General features: G+C 70.4%; 15 protein-coding genes. 4 read left to right on the top strand and 11 right to left on the bottom strand.

From position 1 onward, the window contains the following. Positions 1–7: 7 nt before the first annotated feature. From WMF33_RS47665 to aceB, 4 genes are all read right to left on the bottom strand, one after another. Positions 8–745 (bottom strand): hypothetical protein, encoded by a 738-nt coding sequence (locus tag WMF33_RS47665; RefSeq protein WP_437334778.1) that lies wholly within the window; start codon positions 743–745, stop codon positions 8–10. Between the two features lie 300 nt (positions 746–1,045). Continuing rightward, complete coding sequence (locus WMF33_RS47660; RefSeq protein ID WP_437334777.1) at positions 1,046–3,400, bottom strand: glutamine--tRNA ligase/YqeY domain fusion protein; 2,355 nt, start codon at positions 3,398–3,400, stop codon at positions 1,046–1,048. A gap of 222 nt (positions 3,401–3,622) precedes the next feature. Beyond that, positions 3,623–4,921, bottom strand: coding sequence for an isocitrate lyase (aceA, locus tag WMF33_RS47655; RefSeq protein ID WP_437334776.1), 1,299 nt, complete (start codon positions 4,919–4,921; stop codon positions 3,623–3,625). Between the two features lie 75 nt (positions 4,922–4,996). Further along, entirely contained in the window at positions 4,997–6,619 is a 1,623-nt protein-coding gene (gene aceB, locus WMF33_RS47650) for a malate synthase A (RefSeq protein WP_437334775.1), read from the bottom strand. Between the two features lie 212 nt (positions 6,620–6,831). On the opposite strand from aceB, the gene WMF33_RS47645 reads away from it, so the two are divergent. Beyond that, positions 6,832–8,262: a helix-turn-helix domain-containing protein gene (locus WMF33_RS47645; RefSeq protein WP_437334774.1), complete on the top strand. Its 1,431-nt coding sequence runs from the start codon at positions 6,832–6,834 to the stop codon at positions 8,260–8,262. Positions 8,263–8,275: 13 nt separating this feature from the next. On the opposite strand, the gene WMF33_RS47640 is transcribed toward WMF33_RS47645, so the two are convergent. From WMF33_RS47640 to WMF33_RS47630, 3 genes are read right to left on the bottom strand one after another with little or no spacing between them, the layout of a single operon-like run. Continuing rightward, entirely contained in the window at positions 8,276–8,647 is a 372-nt protein-coding gene (locus tag WMF33_RS47640) for a response regulator (protein ID WP_437334773.1), read from the bottom strand. After that, positions 8,644–9,339: a hypothetical protein gene (locus WMF33_RS47635; protein WP_061622671.1), complete on the bottom strand. Its 696-nt coding sequence runs from the start codon at positions 9,337–9,339 to the stop codon at positions 8,644–8,646. Before WMF33_RS47635 ends, WMF33_RS47640 begins: the two co-directional genes overlap by 4 nt. Positions 9,340–9,371: 32 nt before the next feature. Beyond that, the gene (locus WMF33_RS47630; RefSeq protein ID WP_020741839.1) at positions 9,372–10,805 is read right to left on the bottom strand and encodes a sigma-54-dependent transcriptional regulator; all 1,434 of its coding nucleotides are present in this window, start codon (positions 10,803–10,805) and stop codon (positions 9,372–9,374) included. Between the two features lie 855 nt (positions 10,806–11,660). On the opposite strand from WMF33_RS47630, the gene WMF33_RS47625 reads away from it, so the two are divergent. Further along, complete coding sequence (locus tag WMF33_RS47625; protein WP_437334772.1) at positions 11,661–12,131, top strand: hypothetical protein; 471 nt, start codon at positions 11,661–11,663, stop codon at positions 12,129–12,131. An 83-nt stretch (positions 12,132–12,214) separates the two neighbouring features. Further along, positions 12,215–12,694, top strand: a complete 480-nt coding sequence (locus tag WMF33_RS47620; RefSeq protein ID WP_437334771.1) for a hemerythrin domain-containing protein — start codon at positions 12,215–12,217, stop codon at positions 12,692–12,694. 359 nt (positions 12,695–13,053) lie between these two features. Here the strand turns inward: WMF33_RS47620 and WMF33_RS47615 are convergent, their stop codons facing one another. The 4 genes from WMF33_RS47615 to WMF33_RS47600 all read right to left on the bottom strand — a co-directional run bounded on the left by WMF33_RS47615 (position 13,054) and on the right by WMF33_RS47600 (position 14,799). Beyond that, complete coding sequence (locus WMF33_RS47615) at positions 13,054–13,338, bottom strand: hypothetical protein (protein ID WP_061628885.1); 285 nt, start codon at positions 13,336–13,338, stop codon at positions 13,054–13,056. A gap of 15 nt (positions 13,339–13,353) precedes the next feature. Continuing rightward, positions 13,354–13,572 carry a hypothetical protein gene (locus tag WMF33_RS47610; RefSeq protein WP_020741834.1) on the bottom strand — a complete coding sequence of 73 codons (219 nt, stop codon included), beginning with the start codon at positions 13,570–13,572 and terminating at the stop codon, positions 13,354–13,356. 45 nt (positions 13,573–13,617) lie between these two features. Continuing rightward, on the bottom strand, positions 13,618–14,172 hold the full coding sequence (locus tag WMF33_RS47605; protein ID WP_437316728.1) for a hypothetical protein: 555 nt from the start codon (positions 14,170–14,172) through the stop codon (positions 13,618–13,620). A gap of 462 nt (positions 14,173–14,634) precedes the next feature. Next, positions 14,635–14,799 (bottom strand): DUF1328 domain-containing protein, encoded by a 165-nt coding sequence (locus tag WMF33_RS47600; RefSeq protein WP_437334770.1) that lies wholly within the window; start codon positions 14,797–14,799, stop codon positions 14,635–14,637. A gap of 457 nt (positions 14,800–15,256) precedes the next feature. Here WMF33_RS47600 and WMF33_RS47595 point away from each other — a divergent pair, with 457 nt between their 5' ends. Next, on the top strand, positions 15,257–18,220 hold the full coding sequence (locus WMF33_RS47595) for a PAS domain-containing protein (RefSeq protein WP_437334769.1): 2,964 nt from the start codon (positions 15,257–15,259) through the stop codon (positions 18,218–18,220). The last annotated feature ends 192 nt before the right edge of the window (positions 18,221–18,412 follow it).

Below are 18,412 nucleotides of genomic sequence, written 5' to 3'. Positions count from 1 at the left end.
CTCGATGCTACTCGAGGAAGACGCTCACCGAGGCCTTGTAGCTGTCGGTGCCGCGCGGAAAGATGCGGGTCCCGCACGGGAGCTCGATGAGGGGCTTCCGGTCGCGGCAGTCCGTGTAGCTGCCGTCGTGCCGCGGGCCGTCGCACACGTCCTCACACTTGCCCACGACGTCGACCACGCAGTCGTCGAGCGAGGGGCCGCAGACGCGGGGGATCGACCTCTGCCCTGGCGCGAGGCAGGCGAAGCGACGCTGGTTCTTGAGGAAGACGTTGCCGTAGTAGGTCGCCTCCGCCTCCTCGTACGTGTCGCGCTCCCTCCTCGTGGACGAGAGCGCGTCGTCCTTGCCGCGGAGCGAGATCGGCACGTGCTCGCCCCGGTAGTTCACGCGGGAGAGGAGGCAGGCCGACACCCACTCCTGGCACTTTTCACCACAGGAGCCGTTCCTCCGGCCCCACTCGGGCGCGAGCCCGAGCTCCCCGACGAAGGTGTAGGAGCGGCGGTCGACCTCGACCGTAATCTTCTCGTGCTCGGGCAGAGCGCAGCTCACGATGAAGCTGAGGAGCTCCCGCGACTCGGGGTCACGGAGCGCCTCGCTGGTGAACGGATTGCCCATCAGACCGTTGTGGGTCAGCGCGTTGTGGGTCAGCGCGTTGTGGGTCAGCGCGTTGTAGGTCAGCGCGTTGTGGGTCAGCGCGTTGTGGGTCAGCGCGTTGTAGACCACGACCTCCTGCTGCACCTCCGCCACCAGCTCATCCTCACCCTCGAGACCATCGAGCTCGGTAGACGCGATACAAGCGGCCTGCGAGGTCGACACCGCCACGCAGACGATGAGAGCGAATTGGCGTGCAGATTCCATAGTCCTATTTCATCTACACCACTCCCGCTCATAAGTTCAATTTTTTTATAGACATTTTGCGGGACATGTTTCTCCACACTGCCATGACACGCATCACGTAGTCAGGTGCCGGGCGGGGGACAACGCAGAGCGCAGCACTCCCGCGCACCCTGAGCAGGGGGGAAGCGAAGCAGCGTGTGGGTGGGAGAGTTACGCCAGTTTCCTGGTCAGCAGCGCATTGACCAGGTCGGGGTTCGCTTTGCCGCCGGAGGCCTTCATGACCTGACCGACGAAGAACCCGATCAGCTTCGTATTGCCCGCGCGGAAGCGGGAGACCTCGCCGGGGTGCCCGGCGATGATCTGGTCGACGATGCGCTCCACCGCGCCCTCGTCGGCCACCTGCCGGAGCCCTCTCTGCTCGACGATCGCCCGCGGGCTACCGCCCCGCTGCATTATCTCAACGAGGACGTCTTTTGCTATCTTCGTCGAAATCGTCCCATCATCGATCAGCGCGAGGAGCTCGCCGAGCTGCGCACCTGAGAAGGGCAGGTCGCCTGCCTTCCTGTCCCTGAGCTCGCGCGAGATCGAGTGGATGACCCAGTTGGCGGCGCTCCTCGGGTTGTCGTGGACCGCCACCGCCTCCTCGAACAGCCGCAGGAGGCCGTCGTCCTCGGCCAGGACGACGGCGTCGTCGCCGGGGATCCCGCGTGTTTCGATGAGGTTTCTGGCCTTGTCGGCGCGGGCCGGATCGAGCCGCGCGAGCCGCTCCTCCACCGTCGCGCGCTCGGTCTTCGGCCGGGGCGGCGGCGCCTTCGCGGCCGCGCTCTCGGGCGCCGCGGCCGGAGCGGGCTTCTCGGCGGCCAGCTTCGCCCACGAGTCCTTGAGCGCCACGGTGCGGTTGAACACCGGCGCTCCGGGCGCGGAGTCGACCGGATCCACGAAGAAGAACCCCTGGCGCTCGAACTGGACATGGCTGCCCCGCTCCACGCTGGACAGGCTCGGTTCCACCCGACATCCGGTCAGGGTGACCAGCGAACCAGGATTCAAGTTCTCCAGGAAATCCCGCCCCTCGTCGACCGCGTCGGGCCGCTCGGCCGCGAACAGCCGGTCGTAGAGCCGGACCTCCGCGGAGATCGCGTGGGCCGCCGAGACCCAGTGCAGCGTCCCCTTCGGCTTGCGGCCGTCGGGCGCCTCACCGCTGCTCGTGGGGTGATCGTAGGTGCACCGGAGCTCCACCACCTCTCCCGTGGTCGGGTCTTTCACCACCTCTCGACAGGTGATGAACCCGGCGTACCGGAGCCGCACCTGCTGCCCGGGCGCGAGCCGGAACCATTTCTTGGGCGGGTCCTCGAGGAAGTCGTCGCGCTCGATGTAGAGCACCCGCGAGAGGGGGACCTTGCGGGAGCCCTGCTTCGGCACGTCGTCGGGCCAGTAGGGCGCGTCGATCTGCTCCACCTGCCCCTCGGGGTAGTTCTCGAGGACGACGCGGAGCGGGCGCAGCACGGCCATCACGCGCGGCGCGCGGAGGTTCAGGTCGTCGCGGACGCACGACTCGAACTTCGCGATGTCCACCATGCTGTTCGTCTTGGCGACGCCGATCTCCTCGCAGAAGGCGCGGATGGCCTCGGGCGTCACGCCGCGGCGCCGGAGGCCGGCGATGGTGGGCATGCGCGGGTCGTCCCAGCCCTTCACGTGGCCGCCCTTCACGAGCCCGAGCAGCTTGCGCTTGCTCATCACCGTGTAGTTCAGGTTCAACCGCGCGAACTCGTACTGCCGGGGGCGGGACGGGACGTCCAGGCTCTCGATGATCCAGTCGTAGAGCTCCCGGTTGTTCTCGAACTCCAGCGTGCAGATCGAGTGGGTGATCCCCTCGATCGCGTCGGAGAGGCTGTGCGCGAAATCGTACAGCGGGTAGATGCACCAGGCGTCGCCCGTCCGGTAATGGCGCGCGCGCTTGATGCGGTAGATCGGCGGATCGCGCATCTTCATGTTGGGAGCGGCCATGTCGATCTTGGCCCGGAGCACGTGGGCGCCCTCGGGGAACTCCCCTGCTCGCATGCGCGCGAACAGATCGAGGTTCTCCTGGACGGACCTGTTCCTGTAGGGGCTCTCGCGCCCGGGCTCGGTGACGGTGCCGCGCATCTCGCGGGTCTCCGCCTCGCTCAGGCTGCACACGTACGCCTTGCCCTTCTGGATGAGCTCCACCGCGAACGCGTACAGCCGCTCGAAGTAGTCCGACGCGAAGAAGAGCTTGTCGCCCCAGTCGCCGCCGAGCCAGCGGACGTCCCGCTGGATGGACTCGACGTACTCCAGGTCCTCGGCCGCAGGGTTCGTGTCGTCGAACCGCATGTGGCACACGCCGCCGAAGTCGGCCGCCAGCCCGAAGTTGAGCAGGATCGACTTCGCATGTCCGATGTGCAGATATCCGTTCGGCTCGGGCGGGAACCGGGTCACGACCCGCGTGTGCCTCCCTGCGGCGAGGTCTTCGGCGATGATGTTGCGGATGAAATTGGACGCGGCGCCGCCGCTGTCAGCGTCGCTCGGTCGGGGGCTCTGCGTTGTCACAGCTGTCTTTCACCTCGGCTCGGGCGACCGCGGCCGGACGCAGCCGGGCGCCGCCGCCCGAGCGGAGCCTACTCGAACGGCCCCCCCTGGACCACCGTGGAAGAGGGCGCCGCGCGGCCGCGCCCGCCGCGGACGCCCGCTCCTCGGGGCGGGGCGCGGTCCGGCGGCAGCGTGGACGACGCGCGGACGTGCCCGGCGGAGGGCGCGCGCCCGCGCGGGCGCTCAGAACTGGGCGGCCTCGGTGGACTCGTGCAGGGCCAGCGTGGACGCCGCGCCGCCCGAGATCACCTGGGCGACCTCGTCGAAGTAGCCCGTCCCGACCTCGCGCTGGTGGCGCGTGGCGCTGTAGCCGAACTGCTCGCCGGCGAACTCGGCCTGCTGGAGCTCGGAGTACGCGGACATGCCGCGGCGCTGGTACTGCCTGGCGAGCTCGAACATGCTGTGGTTGAGCGCGTGGAACCCGGCGAGGGTGACGAACTGGAACTTGTACCCCATCGCGCCGAGCTCGCGCTGGAACCGCGCGATGGTCGCGTCGTCGAGGTGCTTCTTCCAGTTGAACGAAGGAGAGCAGTTGTAGGCGAGCAGCTTGCCCGGGAACTGCTTGTGGATGCCCTCCGCGAAGCGCCGCGCCTGGTCGAGGTCCGGCGTCGAGGTCTCGCACCAGACGAGGTCGGCGTAGGGCGCGTAGGCGAGCCCGCGCGCGATGGCCGCCTCGAGGCCGCCCTTCAGCACGTAGAAGCCCTCGGGCGTGCGCTCGCCGGGGATGAACGGCTTGTCGCGCGGGTCGATGTCCGAGGTGATGAGCTTGGCGCTGTCGGCGTCGGTGCGCGCGACGAGGACGGTCGGCACGCCCATGACGTCGCTGGCGAGGCGGGCGGCGACGAGGGTGCGGATGAACTGGCTGGTCGGGACGAGGACCTTGCCGCCCATGTGCCCGCACTTCTTCTCGGACGCCAGCTGGTCCTCGAAGTGCACGCCCGCGGCGCCGGCCTCGATCATGCCCTTCATGAGCTCGAAGGCGTTCAGCGGCCCTCCGAAGCCGGCCTCGGCGTCGGCCATGATGGGGGCGAGCCAGTAGCGCCCCGACTTGCCCTCGGCGGTCTCGATCTGGTCGGCGCGGAGGAGCGCCTGGTTGATGCGCCGCACGAGCGTCGGGACGCTGTTCGCCGGATACAGGCTCTGGTCGGGGTACATCGTCCCGGCCTCGTTGTTGTCCGCCGCCACCTGCCAGCCGCTCAGGTAGATCGCCTTGAGCCCGGCCCGGACCTGCTGCATCGCCTGGTTGCCGGTGAGCGCGCCGAGCGCCGCCACGTAGGGCTCGCTGTGCATCAGGTTCCAGAGCCGCTTCGCCCCGAGGGAGGCGAGCGTGTAATCGATACGGACGGTGCCGCGGAGGCGCGCGACGTCGGCCTCCGAGTACGGGCGCACGATGCCGCTCCATCGGCCGGGGGCGACGTCGCTCGGCGTCGCGTGCAGGGAATCGGCGGAGATCGGCGTATTGAGCGGGAAAGCAGCGGACATGACTGGGCTCCTAGTGCGTTGGGGTTGCAGGCGGCAGCTGCCGCTGTGTCGACGTCGAAACAGGGTGGCCGAGCGTCACGCGCCCTGGCCTCCGGCGCGCGAGATCAAGAGCTCGTAAGCGGGCAGCGTGAGGAACTCCTCGAAGGTCTCCCCGACGGAGAGCCGCTCGAAGAGCTGGCGCGCGTCGGCGAAGCGGCCGCCGTCGAAGCGCGCCTCGCCGAGCGCGCCGCGCAGGGCGGCCATCTCGCCGTCGACCGCCGCGCGGAAGCGCTCCACGGTGAGCGGCTGGCCGTCGTCCAGCGTCGCCTTGTGGCGGATCCACTGCCATACCTGGGTGCGCGAGATCTCCGCGGTGGCCGCGTCCTCCATCAGGTTGTAGAGCGGGACGCAGCCGAGGCCGCTGATCCACGCCTCGAGGTATTGGATGCCGACGCGGATGTTGTGCCGCAGGCCGGCCTCGGTGCGCGCGCCCGGCGGCACGCGCAGGAGGTCGGCCGCCTCCACGCGGACGTCCTCGCGCTTGCGCTCGATCTGGTTCGCCGCGGGCATGTGCGCGTCGAACACCTCGCGGGCGAGCGGCACGAGCCCCGGGTGGGCGACCCAGGTGCCGTCGTGTCCGTCCTTGACCTCGCGCAGCTTGTCGGCGCGCACCTTCTCGAGCGCCGCGCGGTTCGCGTCGGGGTCGCTCTTGATCGGGATCTGCGCCGCCATGCCGCCCATCGCGTGCACGCCGCGGCGGTGGCAGGTCTTCACGAGCAGCTGGGTGTACGAGCGCAGGAAGTGCTGCTCCATCGTCACCTGCGAGCGGTCCGGCATCACGCAGGTCGGGTCGTTCCGGAGCTTCTTGATGAAGCTGAAGATGTAGTCCCAACGGCCGCAGTTGAGCCCGGCCGAGTGCTGGCGGAGCTCGTAGAGGATCTCGTCCATCTCGAACGCCGCGGGCAGCGTCTCGATGAGGACCGTGGCCTTGATCGTGCCCGCCGGCAGGCCGACCGCCTCCTGCGCGAAGAGGAACACGTCGTTCCAGAGGCGCGCCTCCAGGTGACTCTCCATCTTCGGCAGGTAGAAGTAAGGCCCGGTGCCGCGGCGGACGAGCTCACGCGCGTTGTGAAAGAAGAACAGGCCGAAATCGAAGAGCCCGCCCGGCAGCGGCTTCCCGTCGAGCTCGACGTGCTTCTCCCAGAGGTGCCAGCCGCGCGGGCGCACGATCAGCGTCGCGAGCCGCTCGCCGAGGGCGTAGCGCTTGCCCGTGGCCGGATCCTCGTAACGGAGCTCGCGCCGCGCCGCGAGCCGCAGCGCCGCCTGCCCCTCGATGAGGTTCTTCCACGTCGGCGAGGTGGCGTCCTCGAAGTCCGCCATGAACACGCTCGCGCCGGAGTTCAAGGCATTGATGATCATCTTGGGATCGACGGGCCCGGTGATCTCCACGCGCCGGTCGAGCAGGTCCTCGGGCAGCGGCGCCACGGTCCAGTCCCCCTCGCGCACGTCGCGCGTCTCCCGGAGGAAATCGAACCGCTCGCCCGCGTCGAGCCGCGCCTGCACCGCGCGCCGCCGCGCGAGAAGGCCGGGAACCCGGTCAGCGAACTTACGTCCGAGATTCGCGAGGAAGCGAAGGGCCTCTGGCGTGAGGACAGACTCGTCGCCCGCAACGCGGGGGGCGAGCAGGCTCAGGTTCGAGGTCGCATGATTCTGGCTCATCCACATCTCCTGCAACGCTGCGCGTCGTTACAACGAAACTATGTTTGTCGACGGGGTTTCAACGTCAACTTCGCTTTGAAATGCAGGCGGATAACGATGTCGACGAAAGGCCTTTACAGGCAGTCAACGTGTAAACTATTGTAAATTTCTACGGTGGGGCGCTTCACCTACACGTGGGTTCAGTAAGTTCAGCTACGTTCGGGAGGGTCCTCATGGCCGATGCACCTCTACTCGGAGCCAAAGTCCGCGCGCTCCGGCGCCGCGAGCACATGACGCAGGTCGATCTGGCGGAGCGCCTCGGTGTCTCGGCGAGTTATCTGAACTTGATAGAGAACAACCGGCGTCCGTTGACCGCGCCGCTGCTCATCCGGCTGGCCCAGATATTCCAGCTCGATCTCCAGAATTTCGCGTCGGAAGAGGATGTCCGGCTGACAGCGGATCTCCACGAGGTGTTCGGCGATCCCATCTTCGAGAGCCACGGGCTCACGAACGCGGATCTGCGCGAGCTCGTCGCCAGCTCACCGAACGTGGCGCGCGCGGTGCTCACGCTCTACCGCACGTACGCGACCACCCGCGAGTCGCTGGACACGCTGGGAGAGCGGCTGGCGGGCGACGGGTTCGTCGCGGTCGACAACTCGCGCCTGCCGTCCGAGGAGGTGAGCGACCTGATCCAGCGCCGGATGAACCACTTCCCGGAGCTCGAGGAGGGCGCCGAGGCGCTCTGGCGCGAGGCGGAGCTCGACGCGGACGACGTCTACCGCGGCCTCGTCCGGTACCTCCACGCGACGCGCGGCATCGAGGTGCGCATCGTGCGGGTCGCGGACGAGCGCCAGGCGATGCGGCGCTACGATCCCGAGCGGCGCGTGCTCAGCATCTCCGAGGTGCTGCCGCCCCGGAGCCGCCGGTTCCAGCTCGCGCACCAGCTCGGGCTGCTCACGCAGTCGGCCGCCATCGACCGCATCCTGCGCGACGAGAACCTCACCACCCCCGAGTCCCGCGCGCTCGCGCGCGTCGCGCTGGCCAACTACTTCGCCGCCGCGATCCTCATGCCCTACCAGCCGTTCTTGGAGGCCGCGCGCGCCGAGCGCTACGACATCGAGCTCCTCGCGCACCGCTTCGGCACGAGCTTCGAGCAGGTGTGCCACCGGCTGACGACGCTGCGCCGCCCCGGCGCCGAGGGGGTGCCGATGCACATGGTCCGCATCGACATCGCGGGCAACATCTCGAAGCGCTTCAGCGGCTCCGGCATCCGCTTCGCGCGGTTCAGCGGCGCCTGCCCTCGCTGGAACGTGCACGCCGCCCTGATGACGCCCGGCATGATCCGGATCCAGCTCTCGCAGATGCCCGACGGCGCGGTCTACTTCTGCATCGCGCGCACCGTGCGCAGCGACCGCGGCGGCTACCACGTCCCCCACACGGTCCAGTCGATCGGCATGGGCTGCGACGTCCGCTACGCCCGCGAGCTCGTCTACGCCGACGGGATCGACCTCGACAACATCGGCGCGGCCGTCCCGGTCGGCGTCACCTGCCGGACCTGCGAGCGCCTCGACTGCGCCCAGCGGGCGCTGCCGGCGCTGCAGCACCCGCTGCGCCTCGACGAGAACCGCAGGGGCGTCTCGTTCTACGCGTCCGTCGACAAGTGAGCCGGCCGGGCGCTCAGCCCGGGCGACCGAGCAGCTCGTTGAGCGTCGACACGAGCCGGGCCACGTCGACCGGCTTGACGAGGTGCACGTGCGCCCCGGCCGCCCGGCTCTTCTCGCGGTCGTCGTCGCCGCCGAAGCCGCTCACCACGACGAGCGCGCGCGGCTTGGTCTCGAGCGACGCCACGAGCTCCAGGCCGCTGCCGTCCGGGAGCGACACGTCGGTCACCAGGGCGTCGACCGGGCGCTCGGCCAGCGCCGCGCGCCCCTCCTCGCACGACCGCGCCACGGCCACGCGGAAGCCGCGGCGGCGGAGCGCCATGCCGAGCAGCGCCGCGGTGTCGTCATCGTCGTCCAGGACCAGGACCTGCGGCAGCTCCTCGCTCATCGCGCGCCCACCTTACGATCCGCCTCGTTCAGCGGCCACTCCAAGGTGATGCGCGTCTCCGCGCCCACGCGCTCGACCCGCGCCGTGCCGCCGTGCGCCCTGAGCACGCCGTCGATGACGCGGACGGGCAGCGCGCCCTCGTCGAGCGGATCCGCCTCCGGGGAGAGCGCCGTCTCGAAGAGCTCCTCCACCGAGGTCGTGTCCGCGTCGCTCGTGAGCACCACGCGCGCCTTGTCGCCGTGGGCCGCGAGCTCGACGGCGACCCGCGCGCGGGCGGCGCGCAGGGCGAGCATGAGCGCGTCCGCGAGCGCCGCGGTCATCGACGACGGGTGCGCGAAGCCGCGCAGCGGCGCGAGGTCGAGCGCCACCGTGACCTGGCGCCTGCCGTAGACGAACGACGCCTCCGAGACGGCCTGGCGCACGAGCGGCTCGAGGTCGAGCGACTGCACCTGGGCGTCCAGCTGCCGCGACAGCTCCGAGGCGGCGGTGTAGCGGTCGGCGAGGCGCAGGAGGCGGCGCACGCCCCGGCGCGCCATCGTGAAGAACGCCGCGTTCCGAGCGGTCGTCTCGCCGCCGAGGGCGCGCTCGAGCTCGTCGAGCGCGCCGGCCACGACGCCCGCCGGCCCTCGAACGTCGTGCCCCGTGCGCGCGAACAGCTTGTAGACCGACTCGGGGAGCGCCTTTTCCGTCATTCCTTCCGCCTTACCTCGCGCCTCATCTCAGCTCAGCTGAGCGCAGAGCTCGCCGACCCCGGCGAAGAGGCCGCCTTGTCCTTGTCTGGGCCTTCGTCCCCGCCCGAGCCATCCTGCTCCCCGTAGCGCTCCAGCTTGCGGTACAGCGTGCGCCGGTCGAACCCGAGCATCTGGGCGGCGCGCGACTTGTTGCCGCCGACGAGCGCGAGCACGCGCTTGATGTACCGCTTCTCGAGCTCGTCCATCGTCATGATCTCGGCCGGCTCGTCGACGGCGACGACGAAGCGGTCGGGCCGGTAGGCCTGGACCTTCTCGGGCAGATCCTCGACCGTGATCTGCTCGAAGCGCGCGAGGGCCACGGCGCGCTCGATGCTGTTCTCGAGCTCGCGCACGTTGCCCGGCCAGTTGTAGGCGGTGAGCTTCTCCGCGGCCGCCGTCGAGAGCGAGAGCACGCCCTTGCCGCTCCTGGACGAGAACTTCTCGAGGAAGTGCATCGCGAGGTGGAGCACGTCGGTCCCGCGCTCGCGCAGGGGCGGCAGGTCGATCTTCACGACGTTGACGCGGTAGTAGAGGTCCTCGCGGAACCGCTTCTCGTACACCTCGGTCTCGAGGTCGCGGTTGGTCGCGGTCACGATGCGCGCGTCGAAGGGGATCTCGGCGTTCGAGCCGACCGGCCGCACCTTCCGCTCCTGGAGCGCGCGGAGCAGCTTCGGCTGGACCTCGAGCGGCATCTCGCCGATCTCGTCGAGGAAGATGGTGCCGCCGCTCGCCTCGAGGAACAGGCCGGTGCGCTGGGTCTTCGCGTCGGTGAAGGCGCCGCGCGCGTGGCCGAAGAGCTCGCTCTCGAGGAGCGCCTGGGGCACCGCGGCGCAGTTGACGGCGACGAAGGGGCCGGGGCGGCCGCTGGCCTCGTGGATCGCCCGCGCGATGAGCTCCTTGCCGGTGCCCGTCTCGCCGTGCACGAGCACCGAGGCGTCGCTGCGCGCGACGCGCCCGATGAGGTCGTAGACGCGCTTCATCGCGGGGCTGCGCCCGACGAGGCCCTTCGTCTGCTGGACGTCGTGGGCCGCCTCACGCAGGCGCTTCACCTCGGACCGGAGGCGCCGGTGCTGGACGGCGCGCGAGACCGTCAGGCCAAGGAGGTTCGAGTCGAGCGGCTTCGTGACGAAGTCGAACGCTCCGGCGCGCATCGCGGAGATCGCCGTCTCCATGCTCCCGAGCGCCGTCATGACGATGACCAGCATGTCGGGCCGGGCGCCGAGGATGCGCTCGCACAGCTCGAGGCCGCTCATCTCGCTCATGCCGACGTCGGTCAACACGACGTCGAAGTCGTCCTCGCTCACGAGCTCCAGCGCGCTCTTCGCGGAGGTGCGCGCCGCCACGGAGAATTCCTGCCTCTTGAGGAGGGCTTCGACCAGATCGCACGTCGCTTCGTCGTCATCGACGACGAGTATCCTGCCGCTCATCGCGTGTCCTTCCCCGGCAGCTCACTAGGTCGACCGCTGCCTGCAGTTGCAGGGAACGTGCCACGGAGACACCGCGCCATCAAGCCCAGCTCGCTCATCCTTGAGATTCTTCAACGTGACGTTTCGCCACAGGTGGGCTTTCCTGCCTCAACCATGCCGGCAGCGGCCCATGGCGCGGCGCCGGCGCGCCCCCCTCCCCGGCCGAGGCGCCCCCGAGATGTGGCGGCGCTCTCCAGCGCCTCGCCGGATGGCGTTACCAGCTCCCTGGATTTCCACAGATAGGCAGCACGTCGTCCGGTGATGCACGTGGCGCGCCTCGCCCGTCCGCGGCGAGAGGCTGCGCGGCGGGGAGGGCCGCCTCCAGGCGGCCGCGGCCACGAAAAGCGTCGGGTGCCGCGTGGATGCAGCGCAGGCCCCGGCCGTCCGCGCGAGGCCGAGGCGCGCCCGCGGCGAGCGCGCTCGTGGCGCGCGGGCGCGCTGACGGCTGGCGATCCGCGCGCTGGCGAGCGGCCAGGCATGGCGACCGGCAGGACCGGCGCGGCCCGCGGCGAAGGATCGCAGGCTGAGCGATCGAACAACGAGCGTTCGAGGAGAGCAGGGAATTCGCGGTTTGTTGCGATGCGTCTCCGTCCGCGGATCGAGATACCGCGATTGAGCGCTTCATTTCTCTGGATCCTGCGGCAGCCATCGTGTGCTGGTGTTGGCCTGAGCACCTCGACCTCGCTCGATCTGTCGAGTCCGTCCGAGCCGGCGGTGAGAGGCGAAATTCCACATCTCCAGATCACATCTGGCGCCCCGGACGTGCTCACGTCCGGAATAAGACGATTCGGCACGAGAGTTGCTTGAATATGCCCCATGAAGAAGAGGGGGCAGAAGGGCGAGCGTCGAGAGGAGACCTGCCTGCTGATTGCTGAGCCCGGCGCGCCCTGGACCGAGTGCGCCGCCTGGCTGAGCACCCGGACGCGCGACATCCACACGGTGATTCAGCTGCCGAGCGAGCACGCGTCGACGTTCCAGTCGCGCTTGCAGGAGAAGCTCCTGCTCCTCGGCGAGGTGAGCACGGCCGTGTTCGTCGCGGCGTCGTCCGCGAACAAGCTCGTGGTCCGGTCCGCGCTCGTGCGCGCCGTGCTCGGCGCGCTCCCTGGCGTGAAGCGCGTCGTGCTCTGCCCCGGCTCGGACCCGCTGGCCCCTGCGGCGCATGAGCTGGCGGGCCTGTCGCTGACGATGCGCGGGCTGATCGGCAGGAGCGGCGCCGTCACCTTCTCGCTCGAGGGCCCGAGGGGCGAGCCGCTGCGCGGCCTCGCGCACCTCTCGGCCGCCGCCTGAGCGGCCCTGGCGCGAGGGCGACGAGATCCCTGTTTCACGTCCATCGACAACACGCACACGTTCGGTGTCCGGGAGGAGAATGCATGAAAGCGACACAGCTCTTGACAGGGCAGCACCGCGAAGCCGAGAGGCTGTTCGAGCTGGCGGCCTCGGGCGTCGGCGATGTCCGGCGGGTGACGGACGAGCTCACGAAACACCTGCTCGCCCACATGCTCGCCGAGCAAGTGGTGCTCTTCCCGGAGCTGCTCGCGATCGAGCCGGATCTCATCGGCGGGGCCTGCGAGGAGCACACGGTCGCGCGGTTCGAGATCCGGCGCGTCGTCAACACGGCGCCAGAGGACCCGAGCTTCAAGGCCAGGCTATCCACCCTGAGGGAGCTCGTCATGCACCACGCCGACGAGGAGGAGCGGGAGCTCTTGCCTCGGATCGAGGCGGAGCTGAGCGAGGAGGCGAACGAGCGGCTGGGCCAGCAGATGCTGGAGCTGTTCGACGCGCTCATCGCCCATTCCCGCCGCTCCCACGGCCAGAGCCACGCCCCGGCGCGCACCGCGACGGCGGCCTGACGGCGGCGGCCCTCCCGCCGCGCTCCTCCTCCTCACGCTCGGTTCACCGCCCAGGCGGGCACCGGCGCTCGACGCGCGCCGCGAGCGCCTGCGCGCCTGTCGACCGGCCATGTCCTAGGACGCCGAACGGGGTGAAACCCCGCGGAAATGAACCACATAGGCACAGAGGACACAGAGGGAGAGAGAAGAGAGCGCTCGGAATCTCTTCTTCATCCCTTTCATCCCTCTGTGTTCTCTGTGCCTATGTGGTTCCAATCTCTTCATTCTCGGGCGTTTCGAGCTGATCGGTGCTCTAACGCCGTGCCCCGAGCCGGGGAGCCCGGGCCATCGCGTGTCGAGGGAGATGAGGGCCGGTGGGCTCACGGGGTGGGCGCCGGCGCGTCGCCGGGGCCGGTCGGGCCGCCGTGCGCGGGCCCGTACCCGTGCGACTCTCCGTAGCCGAGATCCTCGGGGACCATCTTGTCCGCCGCGGCCTTCGGCTCCGGCGAGGCGGCGCTCGGCGCGGCGTCCGAGGCGAGCTCGTAGACGCCGCGCTCGAGCTCCATCTCTTCGAGGGCCGAGCCGCAGGCCCGGCAGGGCGCGGCCGCCGTCGATACGAAGATGTACCGGCGACCGCAGGATTTGCAGCGGAGCTCGCGGATCATCGCACGCTCGCCGGGTCAGCTCGGCCGACCGCGCCGGGTCGCCTCCTGGGCTTCGCGCAGCGCGTCGCCTTCGGGGCCGTCCAGCGCCTCGGCGGCCTCCTCCGCGTGCTGCTCGATCTTGCCGTCCTTCACCGACCTCTGCACGCCTTCGCGGTAGCGCCGATCGGCCGTGTGGTTGCCCTCGCCTTCGATGTCCGCCGACTGGGTCTGCTGAGTCGCCTTCTGGTTCTCCATGGTGTCCTCCTCTTGTCGAGCTTGCTGGGCAGGGCCGCGGGCGCGTCAGACGCGCCGCCTCGCCTCCTGGATGGCGCGATCCAGCTCTTCCACGCGCTGGTCGACGCCCTTCTTCACTTGTTCGAGGTTCGTGCTCGTGGCCGCGTCAAGGTCGCGCAGGCTCCTGCGCACCGCCTCCGACTTGTCCTGGAGGTCCTTCACCATCCTGTCGACCTCGGCCTTGGACAGCTTCTTCTCGGCCTTGGCGCGGAGCTCGGCGACGTCCTTCTCGAGGTCCTCGACCTTGCGCGTCGCGGAGGCGCGCACGTCGTCGCGCGCCTTCAGGAGCTCCGCCTGGGCCTCCACGGTCTTTTCCTGGGCCTCCAGGGCAGCGTTGTTGAGCTTCTCCGCGGCCTCCCGGAGGGCGTTGTCGGTCTCCTTCTCGGCCCGCTGGTCGATCTCGGCGACCTTCTTGTCGAGCTCGGTGGCGACCTCCGCCGCCTTCTGCTCCGCCTCGCGCTGCGCGCGCTCGGCCTTGGCTTGCGCGTCTGTGGGGGACTCGCAGCCCGCGACGACGCTCATGACGATGGCGATAGGAAGGAATGTACGGACGGTCAGCATGATGTTCTCCTCCGGTCTGCCGCTTGGCCCGACCTTGCGCCCGGGCGAGAGCCCGGCACGACGCGAAAAGCCCCATCGAAGCTGCCCGGGTTCGTTCCTCGCGGCGCCCTGGATGGGTTCCTCCATCCGCCTTTGCGACGGGCGTGCCAGGCAGAACCGCGGAGACCGCCCGGCCCGACGAGACATATCGCCCCGATCGTGGCCGCCAGGCACGTGCAAGCAGGCATCGCCGGCACAAGGCGCGACAACCCACAACGCATTGCGTCATCACGCAGCGCCCGGACGGCGTGCGCGCAGCGCCGGAGCGCGCGGCAAACGAAGGCATGGAGTTGGGGGTTCGCAGGGGAGAGGATGAGAAGGCGCGCGGGCGGCGGGTCGGCTCGGGCGCCGGGCTCGACGGCGCCGCGTGGGCCCGTGTGAGACGGGCGCCCACGCGGCGCTCGAGGGGCGGCGTGGAGGGCGTCAGGCCCGGACGCGGCGGCCGAGCGCGAGAGAGACCACCGCCAGGACGAGAAAGATCACGAAGAGCAGCTTCGCCACCGAGGCGGCGCTCGCGGCGATGCCGCCGAAGCCGAAGACGGCGGCGATGATCGCGACGATAAAGAACGCAACACTCCAACTGAGCATGATAACCTCCTGATCGGGTGAATTGGTGTTCCAGCGTCTCGAACCAGCGTTGTTGCCGTTGTCGCCGTTGTCGCCGTTCTTGCAGCCGCCGTGCCGCGACGTCCCATGTCGACCCGCGTGTCGATCAAGACGGTTGTTCCTCCGGGCGCCCCACAGCCCGCTTCACCGGCCGTCACACGGCCCGGGCGGACGCAGGCGCTGCGGCAAATTGTCTCGTTCGTGACGTCGTGCGCCGCACATCGCCGCGAACACCGGTCGTCCGAGCTCGGCACAGCGCTTGCCCGCGCCTGGGCCTGTGCGCGCGCGAAGGAAGCCGAGCTCAGCTCAACACCCATGTCGAGGGCGACCTCGGCGGAGGACGACAGACGGCTACCCCACGAAGGGCGCGGTCGCCTACCCGGCGCCGCGCGGGCTGCGCTGGCGGGGCGCCTTGTGGCGCTCGGCAAGCTCGCCGAATATGTCGTGCTCGACGCCACCCGCGGCCCAGGTCGTCCAGGGCCGCTCCCCGCTCGCTGCCCGGGCCCCTGACGGCGATGGCTGCCGGGACGGCGCCGGCGCCGCGAACGACCCGATCATGACGACCCCGCTCTCCACGCTCATCAGGACCCGCCGCGAGGCCATCATCGAGCGGTTCGTCGGCGAGCTGCGCAGGCGAAGCTCGGTGGCGCGAAACATGCCGAAGCCGCTGATCATCAACTCGTTGCCGACCTTCCTCGACGAGGTGGCCGCCAGCCTGGAGAAGGGCGCTCCCACGCACGGCAGCGACGAGGCCGCGCGCGAGCACGGCGAGGCGCGCTGGGAGAACGGGTTCGACCTGGAGGTGATGGTCCGCGAGTACAGCCTCCTCCGGCGCTCCATCCTCCGCGAGCTGCACGAGGCGGGGATCACGCCGAGCCTGAGCGACCTCGAGGCGCTCTCCGAGCGCGTGGACGCGGGGATCGCGCAGGCGGTCGGCGAGCACACCCGGCTCCAGCTGGCCGCGCTGGAGACCGAGCGCAAGCGCACCGAGCTCGAGCGGGGCAAGAGCGGCTCGCTGCTCGCCGAGGCGCCGGCGCCGATCTGCCTCCTCAGGGGCGAGGGGCTGGTGTTCGAGCTGGCCAACCCGATGTTCTGTCAGATGGTCGGCCGCGACGATCTGCTCGGCAAGCCGCTCGCCGAGGCGGTCCCGGAGCTCCGGGGGCAGCCGCTGCACGCGCAGCTCGAGGCCGTCATGGCGAGCGGCCAGCCGAGCGTGGCGAACGAGATCCCGGTGCGGATCATGCACTGGACCGGGGAGCTCGTGGAGCGGCTCTACAACGTCCTGTGCAAGCCGCTCCACGGCGTGAGCGGCGCCGTGGAGGGTGTCATGGCGACGGCGTTCGATGTGACCGAGCAGATCGGCGCGCGCCGCAAGGCGGAGCGCCTCGCGCTCGAGCTCCAGCAGAGCGTGGCCCAGCGCCTGCGCGCGGAGCAGGCGCTCCGGGTGAACGAGGAGCGCTTCCGCAAGGCGCTCCGCGGGTCGCCGGTCATGGTGTTCAACCAGGACCGGGACCTCCGCTACACGTGGATGCACAACGCCTTCGGCAAGTCGGAGCGCGAGGTGCTCGGCAAGGCCGACGCGGAGGTGCTGGAGGACCCGGACGCCGCGAGGGCGCTCGAGCGGGCGAAGCGCGAGGTGCTCTCCAGCGGGGTCGGCCAGCGGCGCGAGATCGCCCTGCACTCGGGCGGGCGCACGCAGCACCTCGACATCTCGATCGAGCCGCTCGCCGACGACGCGGGCGAGATCGTCGGCATCACCTGCACGGCGACGGACATCACCGAGCGGAAGGCGATCGAGCAGGCGCTGCGCGCGAGCGAGGCGAGGTTTCGCACGGTGCAGGAGGCGTCGCCCGACGGGTTCATGATCCTGCGCAGCGTGCGCGACGCGTCCGGGGCGATCGCCGATTTCGAGTGGGTCTACGTGAACCCGGCCACCGGGCCGATCGTCGGCGGCCGCGGCAAGGATCTCGAGGGCAAGCGGCTGCTCGTGGAGATGCCGGGCAGCTCGCTCGCGAGCGCCTTCGACACGTACGCGAAGGTCGTCGAGGCCGGCGAGGCCGCCCGGGTCGAGCTCTCCAGCGCGCACGACGGCGCGCCGCAGACGTTCCGCGCCATCGCGGTCGCGCTGGGCGACGGGGTCGGCATCTCGTTCCACGACATCACCGAGCAGAAGCGCTCCGAGGCCGAGCGCGCGCAGCTCCTCGATCAGGAGCAGCGGGCGCGCCAGCACGCCGAGCAGCTGAACAAGCTCAAGGACGAGTTCCTCGCCACGGTGTCGCACGAGCTCAGGACGCCGCTCCAGTCGATCCTGGGCTGGGCGCGGATCCTCCGGACGGGCGAGGTGGACGCCGAGTCGCTCGAGCGGGGGCTCTCCACGATCGAGCGCAACGCGAAGGCGCAGTCGCAGCTCATCGAGGACGTGCTCGACGCCTCGACGATCATCGCGGGGAAGCTGCAGCTCCGCACCGATCCGGTCGACGTGCGGCAGGTGCTCTCCGCGGCGCTCGATCTCGTGCGCCCGGCGGCGCTGGCGAAGGGCGTCACGGTCAACGCCTGGGTCGTCGAGGACGTGGGCATCTTCCTCGGCGACGCCGATCGGCTCCAGCAGATCGTGTGGAACCTGCTCACGAACGCGGTGAAGTTCACGCCCTCGGGCGGGCAGGTGCGGGCCTTCGCGCGGCGCGTCGAGGCCATGCTCGAGGTCGAGGTGGAGGACAACGGCGAGGGGATCCCGAAGAGCTTCCTGCCGTTCCTGTTCGAGCGGTTCCGGCAGGCGGACGGCGGGATGACCCGGGCGCACGGGGGCCTCGGCCTCGGCCTGGCCATCGTGCGGCATTTGGCGGAGGCGCAGGGCGGCACCGTGAACGCGGAGAGCGACGGCGAGGGCAAGGGCGCGCGCTTCCGGGTGCGGCTGCCGATCCACGCCGAGCCGCACTCGTCCCAGCCGTCGCCGCAGCGCCGGGGCAGCGACGCGCCGGGGGGCGCCGCGCGCCGCTTGCTCGAGGGCATCCGGGTGCTCGTGGTCGACGACGAGACCGACGCGCGCGAGCTGCTCGGCATCATCTTCGGGCGCGCCGGCGCCGCGGTGAGCGAGGCGGCCTCGGCCGGCGCGGCGCTCGAGGCGCTCCGCGCGGGCGAGTTCGACGTGCTCGTGAGCGACATCGGCATGCCGGGCGAGGACGGCTACGCGATGATGCGGCGGCTGCGCGCGATGGGGGCCGAGGTCCCGGCGAGCGGGATCCCGGCGCTCGCGCTCACCGCGTACACGCGCGTGGAGGACCGCCGGCAGGCGATCGCCGCCGGCTTCCAGATGCACCTGGCCAAGCCGATCGAGCCGAACAGCCTGGTGACGGCGGTGGCGCACCTCGTCGGCCGCGCGGGCAACCGCGGCAGCTGGCCGTAGCCCCGAGGGCCGCGCCCCGGCGGCGCGACCGTGGGCCTCGAGCGCGGGCGCGCCCCCGACGAGTGCGAGCACACCGGCGTGGCGCGGGCGGCCGTCGTGGGGCGCCCGGGCTTACCTCGCCGCCGATCGCCTCTTCCCGGCGCCGCGGGCCCACGTTACCTTCAGCCGCGCGAAGCAGGCCGTAAGCGGTGT

It is taken from the genome of Sorangium sp. So ce394 (assembly GCF_051474665.1).
Taxonomy (GTDB): Bacteria; Myxococcota_A; Polyangia; order Polyangiales; family Polyangiaceae; genus Sorangium; species Sorangium cellulosum_D.
This window is presented reverse-complemented; position numbering and strand designations above follow the sequence as displayed.

Coding starts and splice junctions, on each gene's coding strand:
- aceA (WP_437334776.1), bottom strand. CDS start 4,921: ATGTCCGCTGCTTTCCCGCTCAATACGCCGATCTCCGCCGATTCCCTG.
- aceB (WP_437334775.1), bottom strand. CDS start 6,619: ATGAGCCAGAATCATGCGACCTCGAACCTGAGCCTGCTCGCCCCCCGC.
- WMF33_RS47645 (WP_437334774.1), top strand. CDS start 6,832: ATGGCCGATGCACCTCTACTCGGAGCCAAAGTCCGCGCGCTCCGGCGC.
- WMF33_RS47640 (WP_437334773.1), bottom strand. CDS start 8,647: ATGAGCGAGGAGCTGCCGCAGGTCCTGGTCCTGGACGACGATGACGAC.
- WMF33_RS47635 (WP_061622671.1), bottom strand. CDS start 9,339: ATGACGGAAAAGGCGCTCCCCGAGTCGGTCTACAAGCTGTTCGCGCGC.
- WMF33_RS47630 (WP_020741839.1), bottom strand. CDS start 10,805: ATGAGCGGCAGGATACTCGTCGTCGATGACGACGAAGCGACGTGCGAT.
- WMF33_RS47625 (WP_437334772.1), top strand. CDS start 11,661: ATGAAGAAGAGGGGGCAGAAGGGCGAGCGTCGAGAGGAGACCTGCCTG.
- WMF33_RS47620 (WP_437334771.1), top strand. CDS start 12,215: ATGAAAGCGACACAGCTCTTGACAGGGCAGCACCGCGAAGCCGAGAGG.
- WMF33_RS47615 (WP_061628885.1), bottom strand. CDS start 13,338: ATGATCCGCGAGCTCCGCTGCAAATCCTGCGGTCGCCGGTACATCTTC.
- WMF33_RS47610 (WP_020741834.1), bottom strand. CDS start 13,572: ATGGAGAACCAGAAGGCGACTCAGCAGACCCAGTCGGCGGACATCGAA.
- WMF33_RS47605 (WP_437316728.1), bottom strand. CDS start 14,172: ATGCTGACCGTCCGTACATTCCTTCCTATCGCCATCGTCATGAGCGTC.
- WMF33_RS47600 (WP_437334770.1), bottom strand. CDS start 14,799: ATGCTCAGTTGGAGTGTTGCGTTCTTTATCGTCGCGATCATCGCCGCC.
- WMF33_RS47595 (WP_437334769.1), top strand. CDS start 15,257: ATGTCGTGCTCGACGCCACCCGCGGCCCAGGTCGTCCAGGGCCGCTCC.